At 54.4% G+C, this 14,081-nt stretch carries 13 protein-coding genes; 9 read left to right on the forward strand and 4 right to left on the reverse strand.

Annotated elements, in window-relative coordinates; genetic code table 11:
• The first annotated feature begins 250 nt into the window (after window positions 1-250).
• The 5 genes from dps (at window position 251) to ybiO (ending at window position 5,674) form a co-directional block, all read left to right on the forward strand.
• Entirely contained in the window at window positions 251-754 is a 504-nt protein-coding gene (gene dps, locus SIK69_RS16800) for a DNA starvation/stationary phase protection protein Dps (RefSeq protein WP_319629379.1), read from the forward strand.
• Window positions 755-1,114: 360 nt separating this feature from the next.
• On the forward strand, window positions 1,115-1,861 hold the full coding sequence (gene glnH / locus SIK69_RS16805; protein WP_319629380.1) for a glutamine ABC transporter substrate-binding protein GlnH: 747 nt from the start codon (window positions 1,115-1,117) through the stop codon (window positions 1,859-1,861).
• Window positions 1,862-1,950: 89 nt separating this feature from the next.
• Complete coding sequence (gene glnP, locus SIK69_RS16810; RefSeq protein WP_319629381.1) at window positions 1,951-2,610, forward strand: glutamine ABC transporter permease GlnP; 660 nt, start codon at window positions 1,951-1,953, stop codon at window positions 2,608-2,610.
• The gene (gene glnQ / locus SIK69_RS16815) at window positions 2,607-3,329 is read left to right on the forward strand and encodes a glutamine ABC transporter ATP-binding protein GlnQ (RefSeq protein ID WP_319786611.1); all 723 of its coding nucleotides are present in this window, start codon (window positions 2,607-2,609) and stop codon (window positions 3,327-3,329) included. Before glnP ends, glnQ begins: the two co-directional genes overlap by 4 nt.
• A gap of 110 nt (window positions 3,330-3,439) precedes the next feature.
• On the forward strand, window positions 3,440-5,674 hold the full coding sequence (gene ybiO / locus SIK69_RS16820) for a mechanosensitive channel protein (RefSeq protein WP_319786612.1): 2,235 nt from the start codon (window positions 3,440-3,442) through the stop codon (window positions 5,672-5,674).
• On the opposite strand, the gene rlmF is transcribed toward ybiO, so the two are convergent.
• Window positions 5,675-6,601, reverse strand: a complete 927-nt coding sequence (gene rlmF / locus SIK69_RS16825) for a 23S rRNA (adenine(1618)-N(6))-methyltransferase RlmF (protein ID WP_319629384.1) — start codon at window positions 6,599-6,601, stop codon at window positions 5,675-5,677. It lies immediately after the preceding gene.
• Between the two features lie 94 nt (window positions 6,602-6,695).
• Between rlmF and SIK69_RS16830 the strand changes: the two genes are divergently transcribed.
• The 3 genes from SIK69_RS16830 (at window position 6,696) to ybiJ (ending at window position 8,442) form a co-directional block, all read left to right on the forward strand.
• Window positions 6,696-7,310, forward strand: coding sequence for a flavin reductase family protein (locus SIK69_RS16830; protein WP_319629385.1), 615 nt, complete (start codon window positions 6,696-6,698; stop codon window positions 7,308-7,310).
• Window positions 7,311-7,472: 162 nt separating this feature from the next.
• Window positions 7,473-7,736 (forward strand): multiple stress resistance protein BhsA, encoded by a 264-nt coding sequence (gene bhsA, locus SIK69_RS16835; RefSeq protein WP_319629386.1) that lies wholly within the window; start codon window positions 7,473-7,475, stop codon window positions 7,734-7,736.
• A gap of 445 nt (window positions 7,737-8,181) precedes the next feature.
• Complete coding sequence (gene ybiJ, locus SIK69_RS16840) at window positions 8,182-8,442, forward strand: DUF1471 family protein YbiJ (protein ID WP_319786613.1); 261 nt, start codon at window positions 8,182-8,184, stop codon at window positions 8,440-8,442.
• Window positions 8,443-8,554: 112 nt separating this feature from the next.
• Here the strand turns inward: ybiJ and ybiB are convergent, their stop codons facing one another.
• From ybiB to rhlE, 3 genes are all read right to left on the reverse strand, one after another.
• Complete coding sequence (gene ybiB / locus SIK69_RS16845) at window positions 8,555-9,517, reverse strand: DNA-binding protein YbiB (protein ID WP_319786614.1); 963 nt, start codon at window positions 9,515-9,517, stop codon at window positions 8,555-8,557.
• A 20-nt stretch (window positions 9,518-9,537) separates the two neighbouring features.
• On the reverse strand, window positions 9,538-11,682 hold the full coding sequence (dinG, locus tag SIK69_RS16850) for an ATP-dependent DNA helicase DinG (protein WP_319629389.1): 2,145 nt from the start codon (window positions 11,680-11,682) through the stop codon (window positions 9,538-9,540).
• A 111-nt stretch (window positions 11,683-11,793) separates the two neighbouring features.
• Window positions 11,794-13,176 carry an ATP-dependent RNA helicase RhlE gene (gene rhlE, locus SIK69_RS16855; RefSeq protein WP_319629390.1) on the reverse strand — a complete coding sequence of 461 codons (1,383 nt, stop codon included), beginning with the start codon at window positions 13,174-13,176 and terminating at the stop codon, window positions 11,794-11,796.
• A 233-nt stretch (window positions 13,177-13,409) separates the two neighbouring features.
• Here rhlE and cecR point away from each other — a divergent pair, with 233 nt between their 5' ends.
• A complete protein-coding gene (gene cecR, locus SIK69_RS16860) occupies window positions 13,410-14,078 on the forward strand; it encodes a transcriptional regulator CecR (RefSeq protein WP_319629391.1) in 669 nt (222 codons plus the stop codon).
• Window positions 14,079-14,081: the final 3 nt, after the last annotated feature.

The following is a 14,081-nucleotide window of genomic DNA, read 5'->3' on the forward strand; positions in this document are numbered from 1 at the left end:
GTAAAAACTTATTTCACCTCTCAATGATTTTCCTGGGGAAATATTTCTGCAATAAACAGACCTTTCTTAATAAATTGCTTCCAAACGACCAGTCAAACACCTATATATATGATTATAAATGGTTTTTCAATCTCAACCTCGTTCCCACTATTAGACCGATAGGTACTAACGTTCCGGCAGCATGAATATCCGGTGCTATACTTCTTTCGGTAATTAACTGGGACTTTTCACATCAAGAGGATATGAGATTATGAGTACCGCTAAACTGGTAAAAACCAAAACATCTAATCTGCTCTATACCCGTAACGATGTATCGGATAGCGAGAAAAAAGCGACGATTGAGTTGCTGAATCGCCAGGTTATCCAGTTCATTGACCTGTCGCTGATAACCAAACAGGCCCACTGGAATATGCGCGGTGCAAACTTTATTGCCGTTCATGAGATGCTTGACGGCTTCCGCACAGCGCTGATTGATCACCTGGATACCATGGCAGAACGTGCCGTGCAGCTCGGCGGCGTAGCACTGGGTACCACTCAGGTCGTTAACAGTAAAACGGCGCTGAAAAGCTACCCGCTGGACATTCACAGCGTTCAGGATCACCTCAAAGAACTGGCCGATCGTTACGCGATTGTAGCCAACGATGTGCGTAAAGCCATCGAAGAAGCTAAAGACGAAGACACTGCCGATATCTTAACGGCTGCGTCCCGTGACCTGGATAAGTTCCTGTGGTTCATCGAATCTAACATCGAATAACCATACGTTTTTCTTATCCCTAAAACCCCTCAGCTGAGGGGTTTTGCACTTTTATAGTGCGTAAAACTGTCTTACCGCCCCGCAAAAGTAAACCAATTGTAATAATCACCTCACACAATCGTTAATGAAAGATTGTTTTATCAGCGTAATTTGCGCTTAATAACCCCACGTAATGCCCACCGCCTGATGCGCACCATTTTGGTGCCTCATGATGGTGCATATCGCGTGCCTGGCCCCTCTTTTTGTGCAATACCGGGCCACCGCTTCGTTGGAAAACAACAAGTTGTAAAACTGGCACGATTCTTTCATATGCGGATTGTTCTCGCAGGGGATTGCCCCGTGGTTATAAAAGGAAATGCTATGAAGTCTGTATTTAAAGTTTCACTGGCTGCACTGACCCTGGCTTTTGCCGTTTCTTCTCAGGCCGCGGAAAAGCCGCTGGTTGTTGCGACTGACACCGCGTTCGTCCCCTTCGAATTCAAACAGGGCGATAAATACGTTGGTTTTGACGTCGATCTGTGGGCTGCTGTCGCCAAAGAGCTGAAGCTCAACTACACCCTGAAACCAATGGATTTCAGCGGCATCATCCCTGCGCTGCAAACCAAAAATATCGATCTGGCGCTGGCTGGGATAACCATTACCGACGAACGTAAAAAGGCTATCGACTTCTCTGATGGCTACTACAAAAGCGGTCTGCTGGTGATGGTGAAAGCCAACAACAACGACATCAAAAGCGTTAAAGATTTAGAGGGCAAAGTGGTCGCTGTGAAGAGCGGTACCGGTTCGGTGGATTACGCGAAAGCGAACATCAAAACCAAAGACCTGCGCCAGTTCCCGAATATTGATAATGCCTATATGGAACTCGGCACCAACCGTGCTGACGCGGTCCTGCACGATACGCCGAACATCCTGTACTTCATTAAAACGGCGGGCAACGGTCAGTTCAAAGCGGTTGGCGAATCACTGGAAGCGCAGCAATACGGGATTGCGTTCCCGAAAGGCAGCGACGAACTGCGTGAGAAAGTGAACGGTGCACTGAAAAAACTGCATGAAAACGGTCAGTACAACGAGATCTACAAAAAATGGTTCGGTACTGAACCTAAATAATTATTCTGACTCGGTTTTACTTTTCACAGGGGCGACCTTTCGCCCCTGTCATATTTGAACCACGGTAACAGTAACAGGAATACAACATTATGCAGTTTGACTGGAGCGTCATCTGGCCTGCCATTCCAATCCTGCTGGATGGCGCCAAAATGACTCTGTGGATTTCGATCCTCGGGTTAGCAGGCGGGATTATTATCGGTCTGCTGGCCGGTTTGGCCCGTACCTACGGCGGCTGGATTGCCAACCACGTTGCCCTCATCTTCATCGAAATCATCCGCGGCACCCCTATCGTTGTTCAGGTGATGTATATCTACTTCGCTCTGCCGATGGCCTTCCCGGATATTCGCATCGACACCTTCACCGCCGCGGTGATCACCATCATGATCAACTCCGGGGCCTATATCGCGGAAATCACCCGTGGCTCGGTATTATCCATCCACAAAGGCTTCAGCGAAGCGGGACTGGCGCTCGGCCTGTCGCGTCGCGAAACCATCCGCCATGTGATTATGCCGTTGGCACTGCGTCGTATGCTGCCTGCACTCGGTAACCAGCTGATCATCAGTATCAAAGATACTTCGCTGTTCATCGTCATCGGTGCCGCCGAGCTGACCCGCAGCGGTCAGGAGATCATCGCCGGGAACTTCCGCGCCCTGGAAATCTGGACCGCCGTCGGGGTTATCTATCTGATAATTACCCAGGTCCTGAACATCGTGCTCCGCATTCTTGAAAGAAGGATGAAAATCCTGTGATTGAATTTAAAAACGTCTCCAAGCACTTTGGCCAAACCCAGGTGCTGCATAACATCGATTTGAACATTACCCAGGGTGAAGTGGTGGTGATAATCGGGCCATCCGGCTCCGGTAAATCTACCCTGCTGCGCTGCATCAACAAGCTTGAGGAAATCACCAGTGGCGACCTGATCGTCGATGGTCTGAAGGTCAACGATCCGAAGGTTGATGAGCGGCTGATTCGTCAGGAAGCCGGTATGGTGTTCCAGCAGTTTTATCTGTTCCCGCATCTGACGGCGCTGGAAAACGTGATGTTCGGCCCGCAGCGCGTGCGCGGTGCCTCCAAAGCCGACGCAGAAAAACAGGCCAAGGCTCTGTTAGCGAAGGTCGGTCTGGCGGAACGTGGGCATCACTACCCGTCGGAACTGTCCGGCGGTCAGCAACAACGCGTGGCGATTGCCCGTGCGCTGGCGGTTAAACCGAAAATGATGCTGTTCGATGAGCCAACCTCGGCCCTCGATCCCGAACTCCGCCACGAAGTGCTGAAAGTGATGCAGGATCTGGCTGAAGAGGGCATGACCATGGTCATCGTTACTCATGAAATCGGTTTTGCCGAGAAGGTGGCGTCGCGTCTGATCTTCATTGATAAAGGTCGCATTGCCGAAGACGGCAATCCGCAAACCCTTATCGACAACCCGCCGAGCCAGCGTCTGCAGGAATTTTTGCAGCACGTCTCGTAAACCGCTTCACTCTCCCCCGCTCCTGGGGGAGAGAATCCTCTCAAAATAAAACCGCCCTCCCCCAGCCGCTATACTTATCATTTTGTTGATGATTTAAAAGGGAGGCACCTGTGCCGTGGATCCTGTTGCTTATTGCGACACTTTTTTGTGCCCCGCTTCAGGCGGTAACTCTCCCCGGCGTAACGGCCCCAGCGTCCAGTTCTAACAGTGCCTCCGCGTCAGCAAAACCCGATGCTGCGCAAAAAAAAGCGGCCTACGCTGCGCTGGCTGACGTACTCGAAAATGATGCATCGCGTGAGGAGCTGATTAAACAGCTACGTACGGCGGCCGCCACACCACCGCAGGATCCAACGCCAACGCTTAGCCCCCCTCCGGTGAGTGAAGAAAAAACCGTGCTCGAAAGCGTGACCGACGTTAGTCGTCATTACGGCGAGGCGTTTGCAGCAAGCTTTGCGCAGCTGTGGCGCAATATTTCTACTGCGCCGCATAAGCCGTTTAATACCCATACATTCACCAACGCGGTCACCCACTTTTTACTGTTAGCGGGGCTGGTCTTCATTTTCTACGCATTGCTTCGTCTCTGCGCGCTGCCCCTGTACCGCAAGATGGGCCAGTGGGGACGACGGAAAAATCGCGATCGCAGCAACTGGTTGCATCTGCCAGCGATGATCACCGGGGCGATGATAATCGACCTGCTGCTGTTGGGACTGACGCTGTTTATCGGGCAAATGCTGAGCGACAGACTCAACGCAGGTAGCCGTACCGTCGCATTTCAGCAAAGCTTGTTTCTCAACGCCTTCGCGCTGATTGAATTCTTTAAAGCCATTCTGCGGCTCATTTTCTGCCCGCGCGTACCGGATCTGCGCCCGTTCAACATTCAGGATGAGAGTGCACGCTACTGGAGCATACGCCTGAGTCTGTTGAGCAGCCTGATTGGTTACGGTCTGATTGTGGCGGTGCCGATCATTTCTAATCAGGTGAATGTGCAAACCGGCGCGTTAGCAAACGTGGTTATCATGCTGTGCATCACCGTTTGGGCACTGTGGCTGATTTTCCATAACAAGAGAGCTATTACCGCCAGTCTTATCCAGCTGGCAGACCGATCGCTGGCTTTCTTTAGCCTGTTTATCCGCGCCTTTGCGCTGGTCTGGCACTGGCTTGCCAGCGCCTATTTCATCGTGCTGTTCTTCTTCTCACTGTTTGACCCCGGCAATAGCCTGAAATTTATGATGGGTGCGTCGGTGAGAAGCCTCGCCATCATCGGCATTGCGGCCTTTATCTCAGGGATGCTGTCGCGTTGGATCGCCAAAACCATCACCCTGTCGCCCGAAACCCAGCGCAACTATCCGGAGCTGCAAAAACGGCTCAACGGCTGGTTGTCTGCCTCGCTAAAAGTCGCCCGTATTCTGACGGTCTGCGTGGCGGTAATGATGTTACTCAGCGCCTGGGGGCTGTTTGATTTCTGGAACTGGCTGCACAACGGCGCGGGCGAGAAAACCGTCGATGTCATTATCCGCATCGCACTTATCCTTTTCTTCTCGGCCATTGGCTGGACGCTGCTGGCAAGCCTGATTGAAAACCGTCTGGCGTCGGATATCCACGGTCGTCCGCTGCCGAGCGCCCGCGCCCGTACGCTGTTGACACTGTTTCGCAATGCCCTGGCGGTGGTGATTAGCACCATCACGATAATGATTTTATTGTCGGAAATTGGCGTGAATATAGCACCGCTGCTGGCGGGGGCCGGGGCGCTGGGGCTGGCGATTTCCTTCGGGTCACAAACGCTGGTAAAAGACATCATTACCGGAATCTTCATTCAATTTGAAAACGGGATGAACACCGGGGATCTGGTGACCATCGGGCCGCTTACTGGCACCGTGGAAAGAATGACCATTCGCTCGGTCGGCGTACGCCAGGATACCGGGGCCTATCACATCATTCCGTGGTCATCGATTACGACTTTTGCCAACTTTGTGCGCGGCATCGGGTCAGTGGTGGCAAATTACGACGTGGATCGCAACGAAGAGGTCGATACTGCCAATAACGCGCTGAAAGCGGCGGTGGCGGAGCTGATGGAGCAGGAAGATATACGCGGGCTGGTGATCGGCGAGCCGTCGTTTGCCGGCCTGGTGGGCCTGACTAACACCGCGTTTACGCTGCGGGTCACTTTCACTACCCTGCCGCTAAAACAGTGGACGGTGCGTTTCGCGCTCGATACGCAGGTGAAGAAGCACTTCGATAAAGCAGGCGTTCGTGCGCCGGTGCAGACCTATCAGGTTCTGTCTGCACCGGGTACTCCGGCTGCGGCGTCGCTTGAGCCACCCGCCCCGGATCAAACGACGGCGTGATTACCGTGCGCGGGCCGCAAAGCGACGGCGTTTGTCGTCGTCAAGGAAGGTCCAGGCGATGAAGCGACTCTGCTTCTGCCCCTGGGCCATCTCTTTTTTCACGACTTTTACCGCACCCGCTTTGGTCAGGGCGGCATACAGCAGCGGCAGATTGTCACCGCGAGACACCAGCGACGTGAACCACATCACCTGACGCTCAAACTGGCGGCTTTCGTCGATCATTTTGCTGATGAACGCCACTTCACCACCGTCGCACCACAGCTCCTGCTCCTGGCCACCGAAGTTCAGGGTATCGTTCTTCTGCTGGCCGAGATTGCGACGTTTACGCTCATTGCCTTCACGCGCGGTTGCCGCAGAGTCATGGAACGGCGGGTTGCAGATCATCGCATCGAACATTTCATTCTTATGGATAATCCCGGTCAGGATTGCCTGTGCGTCTTTCTGACGACGCAGACGGATCTGACGGGTCATCCCCGGATTGGCATCAATGATCGCCTGAGCACCGGCGATAGCTTCGGCATTCACTTCGGTGCCGGTGAAGCGCCAGCCGTATTCATGACTGCCAATCAGCGGATAAATCAGGTTCGCCCCGGTGCCAATATCCAGCACGCTGGCATTTTGTGGCACGCTACCGGTGGTTTCTGCCAGCAGGTCTGCCAGATGGTGCAGATAATCCGCGCGGCCAGGCACCGGTGGGCAAAGGAAACCCTCTGGGATATTCCAGCCTTTCACCTGGTAAAAATGCGCCAGCAGTGCCTCATTCAGGGTCTTAACTGCATCGGGATCGGCGAAATTAATGGTCTGTTCCCCGGCCGGGCTGGTGACGATAAACGCCGACAGTGCCGGTGTGTCCTTGCACAGTGCGGGTAAATCGTATCGGGCGTGGTGACGGTTACGCGGGTGTAACCCCGGCTTTTGGGCTTTCATGTCTTCCTCCTGTTGACGGCAGCGTAAGATACCCGTTGACGCGGGTGAGGTAAATAAGTGAGTCTTCATAATCCTTTAAACTGACAGGTGCGCTATGTATTTTTATCAGCCTTCAGACGGACATGGACTGCCGCACGACCCGCTTAACGCCATCATTGGCCCACGCCCGATTGGCTGGATTGCTTCGCTTGATGCGCAGGGCAACCGCAATCTGGCACCGTACAGCTTCTTTAACTGCTTTAACTATCGCCCGCCAATCATCGGTTTCGCCAGCAGCGGCTGGAAAGACAGCGTGCGTAATATCGTTGAAACGGGCGAATTCGTCTGGAACCTGACGACATTTGACCTCGCCAGCGCGATGAATGAAACCTCCGCCAGCCTCGCGCCGGGCGAAGATGAGTTTGTGCGCGCCGGGCTCACCCCCGCCGATAGTCGAATCGTGCGCGCGCCACGCGTGGCCGAAAGTCCGGTTAATTTCGAGTGCCGCTTATCGCAGTGCATTCAGCTTACCGGCGCAGACGGCGCGGCAATTGACACCTGGCTGGTGCTCGGGGAAGTGGTGGCGGTACACATTGATGAATCGCTGTTGGAAAACGGCATTTATCAGACTGCAAAAGCACGACCAGTGCTGCGCGCAGGCGGCCCTTCGGCATATTACAGCATTGACGAAAGCCAGCGGTTCGACCTCGTTCGACCAGATGCTCGATAATCCACATCTTATCAGCCACTTATATGTGGCTGATTTGTCAGTTTCTCGTCAATTTATGTCGTTCAAAAAACACGCAGATGATCATCAATTTTTTGCGGTATGTCACATTTCTTCTCCACCTACACTTAGCCTATCCCAGGTGGATACAGAGAGGATGTGCATATGAAAAGAATACTGGTTTTGATTGCGGCTAGTGCGTTGTCGATGCTCTCTTTTTCGGCGAGCGCCGAGCCTCAACAGTTGCAGCAAGGTGATACCGGACAACTCCGTTCGGCGGGTACGGTATCGGTTTCTGGTGCTGACGATTTCCAGGATCTCCAGACCAAACTGGCTGAGAAAGCGCATCAAGAGGGTGCGAAAGGGTTTGTGGTGAATTCCGCCAGCGGTGATAACAAAATGTTCGGTACCGCAACCATCTACAAATAATCTGTTCAAGTTAATCCCATCAGAAATGCGCCTCTTTCTACAGGCGCATTTTTTCGTACTCGCCAAAATTAACCGCCCCACACCAACAGCACAAAAACTTTAAAAAACTCACCCAAACGGTGTATAGTGCCTGCCAAATCCGTAATCTGTAGATTTACTGACAAAACTATAGCTTCCACTACAGCGAAACCGGTTGTCTTTACGCGCATACTTTTTGCCGAAAAAAGTCGCAATCCGTGCCCTTAAATTCGCCGCACGCCCCTCATCCCCGTTTTCTGCTCACGCGACCATTTTATTTTATTAATAATCAGTAATTTATTAATCATTCAAATTTTTCGATGAAGTCCATCAAGTCTATTCGATTTTATCTACCGCAAAAAAACGTGATACTCATCACATCGACGGACAACGTCACTTTTAAAGAATAACCTGCGAGAAATTAACGATGAAAACGATCAAAACTACTGCTGTCGCTATCGCTCTATCTGCTCTGTCTTTCGGCGTGTTTGCCGCACAGCCGGTCTCCCCAACTGAAGCACAAAGCCTGAACAAAATCGGTACCGTGTCGGTAGATGGGGCAAGTACTCTGGATGGTCTGGAAGCGAAACTGGCTGAGAAAGCCGCTGCTGCGGGCGCTACCGGTTACAGCATTACTTCTGCCAACACCAATAACAAAATCAGCGGTACTGCGGTGATTTACAAATAATCACCCGAAACAGATTTAACCCTCATTGACCTTTAAGCATTGCCTTGCAGTACCAGAATTAACCCTTATTCGCCCGTTCACGCCACTGAACGGGCTTTTTTTTGCCGGTTGATCACCAGCAGTCGTTAACCCGTTGCAGGCCAGCGTTAATATCCGTGACTTCCCCGGTCGCCACCAGGCAACAGGCCATCTGTATTTTCAGTGATTCAGGCACCGGTTCGACTCCGGCGACACAGCACTCAATCCATCGGGCCGTCACGTCCGGATCCTTTGACCCCGGCAGAACGGTCTCCCGCAGGGCATCTTCGCGCTCGACCAACACCCGAGTACCGTTGCTATCAATCAGGCTAATTTGCGGGCAGCGCTGCGGGTTGGCGTAAACTTCCCCTTCGGTGCCATGCATTAACAGCGCCCGACCGCCAATATCACCGAAGAATTTGCCCACACGCGGCACATATTCCGGATGAGAAACGCTCGACAGGCGCAGAGCAGCATCCTCCTCAAACGGCGTAGCGACCTTCGCCAGGGTATGGGCACTGTTACGTACGCCCATACGCCAGCGCATCCCGAGCTGATTTTCAAGCGGTGGGCAGAAGGCACCAATCGGCATGTACACCGGCTGATGACCGTCAAGCTTCGCCTGCGCCTGCCCGGCATGCCGCGTCGGCTCCACGCCCAACAGGGTGAAAATGGTTTCGGTCAGCACCCGGGTAGGATCATGGCTGACGCCGTGCACCAGCACCGGGAAACCAAGCTTGTGCAGCAGCATCGCCAGCAGCGGCGTGAGGTTGGCCTGCTTGCGCGCACCGTTATAGCTTGGAATAACAATCGGCATCGGCTTCGCCACTGGCGGGGTGAGGCGAACAGTGTGCTGCTGCATCGCCTCGTAGAAGCCGAGCATTTCGGCCTCACCTTCGCCTTTAATGCGCAGCGCAATCAAAATGCCGCCCAGTTCCAGTTCCGGCACCTCGCCTTTGAGCATCTGCGCGTACAGCCCACGCGCGGTATCGGTGTCCAGGTCGCGGGCGTGATTTTTGCCACGGCCAACTTCTTTAATGATTTTGCGATAGTCCATGCATTGCTCCTGACAGCAGGTCAGCGTCTTTTACGCCGCGCCGGTAAACTTTTGCTTTTTACTATACCTTCTGGCGCGTCGGGTTGCTCGATGGGAAATACCGGCAGCGCATTCAGCAGACGCGGGCCATAATTTTTGGTCAGCAGACGCTTGTCGTAAATGACCACTTCGCCCCAGCATCCGTGGCTACGAATCAAACGCCCAACCTGCTGAATAAGGTTGAACGAGGCGCTGGGCAGACTTTGCACCTCAAACGGATAACGATTGAGGCTTTTCAGCCACTCACCCTCGGTGATGACCACCGGGCTGTCGATCGGTGGAAAGGCAATTTTGTGGATATGCACCTGGCTGAGTAATTCGCCTTTCAAATCGAGCCCTTCGGCAAACGACTGTAACCCGACCAGCACGCTGCGCTCGCCGCTTTCGACGCGTTTACGGTGCAGTTCCACCAGCCGATAGCGCGGTTGATCGCCCTGCACCAGCAGCAACAGGCGCAAATCCGGAACATATTCGAGAAAACGCTGCATCGCCCGGCCGCTGGCGAACAGCACCAGCATCCCGAGATGCTTTTTGGCTTCAACCTGCTCACGGAAAAAGGCGGCCATTTCGGCCAGATGCAGCTCTTCATTGTCCATCGACGGCTCAACGCGCATCCGAGGAATGATGATTTTCCCTTGTTCGACGTGGTTAAACGGCGAATCGAGGGAAACAAAGCGGTCACCTGCTTTTTCCTTCAGGCCGCTCATCTCCTGCAAACGCGAGAAGCTATTAAGCGAACGCAGCGTGGCCGAGGTCACTACAATATGCGGCACACGCCGCCAGAGCAGCTTTTCCAGCTGATCGCTGACCCGAATGCCCACGCAGTGGAACCAGACGTGCGGCTGCCCATCGCGCTGGTCACGGGTCGCCCATTTGGTGACCGGCGCACCTGACGCCTGGACCATCGCCGCCAAGCGCCACAGTTTGCTTTGCGCTTCGAACATGCCCAGCGCGCGGTTCATTTGCAGCAGCACCCGGTGCAAACGAACGATATCGTGCGAGCCGGTTTTCTCACTGAGATCGTTGAGGAACAGCTCGGATAAACCCCGCAGCATTTCAGTGAGTTTCGCCAGCCGTTGACACAGCACCATCACTTCGTCTGGCAGTTCGCCCATCGCAAAGCGGTGTTCTGCTTCCGGCCCGGCAGGCATAAACAGACTGAGAATATTATTCAGCGAAACAATATGTTCATACAGCTCATCGCAATGTTCTTTCAGCCGTTCCGGCGAGGCCAGCGGGGGCACAGTTTTCGGCCGGAACTGCTCCATGCAGGTCGCCACCAGTTTGCTGAATAAATCGAGCTGCAAGCGATACCAGGGCGCGGTAATTTCGGCGCTCATTTCCAGTGCATCGCGGGCCACATCCGGCAGATGATGGCCTTCATCGAGCACCAGCAGCAAATTTTTCGCTTCAGGCAACACCGCTTCGCTTTCCATCGCCGCCATCACTAACGCATGGTTAGCGACCACCACTTCTGCTTCCTGAATTTCGCGGCGTGCCACGAAGAACGGGCATTCGCGGTAATAATGACAGTTGCGGTTGAGGCAGCTGGCTTTGTCGGTGCTCAGACGACGCCACAGGTCGTCATCAATGGCCTGATCGGTGTGATCGCGCAGGCCGTCCCATTTATAGCTGTCTAAATCGGCTTTCAGTTTGGCGCAGCGCTTCTGCTCTTCCTGATTATTCGGCGTGAGCTCGTCGTCGAGAAAGGCCAGTAAATCCTGCTGCGTCGGTTCGGTGCTGGAGAGCGCGGCCAGGTTACGGGGGCAAACATAGCGCCCACGGCCAAATGCAGCGGTGAAGCGCAGATCGGGAATGATTTTCTTTAGCAGCGGCAAGTCTTTGCTGTAGATCTGATCCTGTAAGGCGACGTTGGCGGTGCTGATGACCAGCGTTTTTTGCTCTTCGCGAGCAATTGCTATCCCGGGGATCAGATAGGAGAGCGTTTTACCCACGCCGGTTGGCGCTTCGATAGCCAGATGCCTGCCCTCGTCACCGGCGAGCGTTTTTGCCACGTCGGCAATCATCTGCCGCTGCGGTGCCCGGGGGATAAAATCGGGGATCTGTTCCTGGAGCGCCTTGTACCATGACGCGATTTGCGCCTTCAGCGCGGCGGTGAGTGCCATCGAAAAGTCCGAATACTGTATAAACAGCCACTATTCTGGCATTTTCCGGCGACGGGGGCAAAAAAAATGGCCGCGTTTGCGGCCATTCTCGTAAATTACTGCTCGCGAAGATTACTGCGCGGCAGCAGGCTTGCGCGGACGGCGTCGACGGGCGGCGGCACCATCGGCGGCGCGGCGTGGCTGTTCGCCTTCGCTACGGCGTGACTGACCGTTTCCAGCGGCTGGCTTATCGCTGCGACGTGCCTGACCATTGCCCGCAGGTTTGTCGCTGCGACGCGGTTGGCTCTGACCACGACCACCGCCACCACCGCCACGGCCCTGACGACCGTTGATGATAGGCTCGGCCTGAATGCTTGGGTCCACCTCGTAGCCTGGGAGGGCAATACGGGGGATCTCTTTCTTAAGCAGACGTTCGATGTCGCGCAGGAGTTTATGCTCATCGACGCAGACCAACGACAGCGCTTCACCGGTGGCGGCTGCACGTCCGGTACGGCCGATACGGTGAACGTAATCTTCCGGCACGTTCGGCAACTCGTAGTTCACCACGTGCGGCAGTTCTTCGATATCCAGGCCGCGCGCGGCGATATCAGTCGCCACCAGCACACGCAGGTCACCGGACTTGAAATCTGCCAGGGCGCGAGTACGAGCCCCTTGACTCTTGTTCCCGTGGATAGCGGCGCTGCGAATGCCGTCTTTGTTCAGCTGTTCGGCGAGGTGGTTGGCACCGTGTTTGGTACGGGTGAACACCAGCACCTGTTTCCAGTCGCCTTCGCCAATCATCTGGGACAGCAGTTCCCGCTTGCGCTTCTTATCGACGAAATGCACGTGCTGAGTGATCTGCTCGGAGGCGGTGTTACGGCGCGCGACTTCCACTTCCAGCGGGTTGTGCAGCAGCTTGGAGGCCAGCGATTTGATTTCATCAGAGAAGGTGGCGGAGAACAGCAGGTTCTGCCGCTTGGCAGGCAGCTTCGCCAGCACGCGACGGATGTCATGGATAAAGCCCATGTCCAGCATGCGGTCGGCTTCGTCCAGCACCAGAATTTCGACTTTATCGAGGCTCACGGCACGCTGATGTTCCAGGTCCAGCAAACGCCCCGGGGTGGCGACCAGTACGTCAACGCCGCCGCGCAGTTTCATCATTTGCGGGTTAATGCTCACGCCGCCGAAAACCACCATCGAACGAAGATTCAGATATTGGCTGTACTCACGCACGTTTTCACCCACCTGAGCCGCCAGCTCGCGGGTTGGGGTGAGGATCAGCGCCCGCACCGGACGACGGCCTTTAGCATGCGGTTCAGTCTGCGACAGCAGTTGCAGCAGCGGCAGGGTGAAGCCTGCGGTTTTGCCGGTACCGGTCTGCGCGCTGGCCATCAGGTCGCGGCCTTGCAGTACGGCAGGAATAGCTTGTTGCTGGATAGGGGTCGGCTGGCGATAACCCTGCTCTTCGACAGCACGCAGGATCTCGGCATTCAGGCCAAGGGTTTCAAAAGACATAACAACTCCGAACCGCCCCGACCATGACAGGTATCGTTTTCAGGGTGATAGTGGGTATACGACAAGACAAAAACGATAATGTCAGCAAGGGGCGGAGTGTAGCAGTTTTTGTGACGCACCGCATAAAATATCCCTCATCTCTTTTTCTGCGAAACTATTTACCGGTTCGGGTGGACAAGGTTAAAATTCAGTCATAATCTTAATCAATCGATTGATTAATTTTCAGAGGCGCGATGAATACCACGCCGATCACCAGCAAAGGCGAACAGGCCAAAAACCAGCTGATTGCCGCGGCTATTGCTCAGTTTGGCGAATATGGCCTGCATGCAACCACCCGCGATATCGCCAGCCTCGCCGGGCAAAATATCGCGGCAATCCCCTATTATTTCGGTTCGAAAGAGGATTTGTATCTCGCCTGCGCCCAGTGGATTGCCGATTTTATCGGGGTGAACTTTCGCCCCCACGCCGACGCCGCTGAGCAATTACTCAGCCAGCCCGCGCCGGATAAAGCCGCCATTCGCACGCTGATTCTGCAGGCCAGCAAAAATATGATCCTATTGTTGACCCAGGATGAAACGGTCAACTTGAGTAAGTTTATCTCGCGGGAGCAACTTTCGCCCTCCCCCGCCTATCAACTGATTCACGATCAGGTTATTGCCCCCCTGCACGGGCATCTGACGCAACTGATCGCGGCCTATACCGGGCGCGATGCGACGGATACCGATACCATTCTGCATACCCACGCCCTGCTCGGGGAGATCCTCGCCTTTCGTCTGGGACGTGAGACCATTCTGCTACGTACCGGCTGGACGCAATTTGATGCAGAAAAAGCGGAACGTATTTTTCAGGTGATTACCTGCCATATCGATCTCTTGCTGAACGGACTATCTCCAGGGAGTTGACGT

It is taken from the genome of Scandinavium lactucae (assembly GCF_033843265.1).
Lineage (GTDB): Bacteria > Pseudomonadota > Gammaproteobacteria > Enterobacterales > Enterobacteriaceae > Scandinavium > Scandinavium lactucae.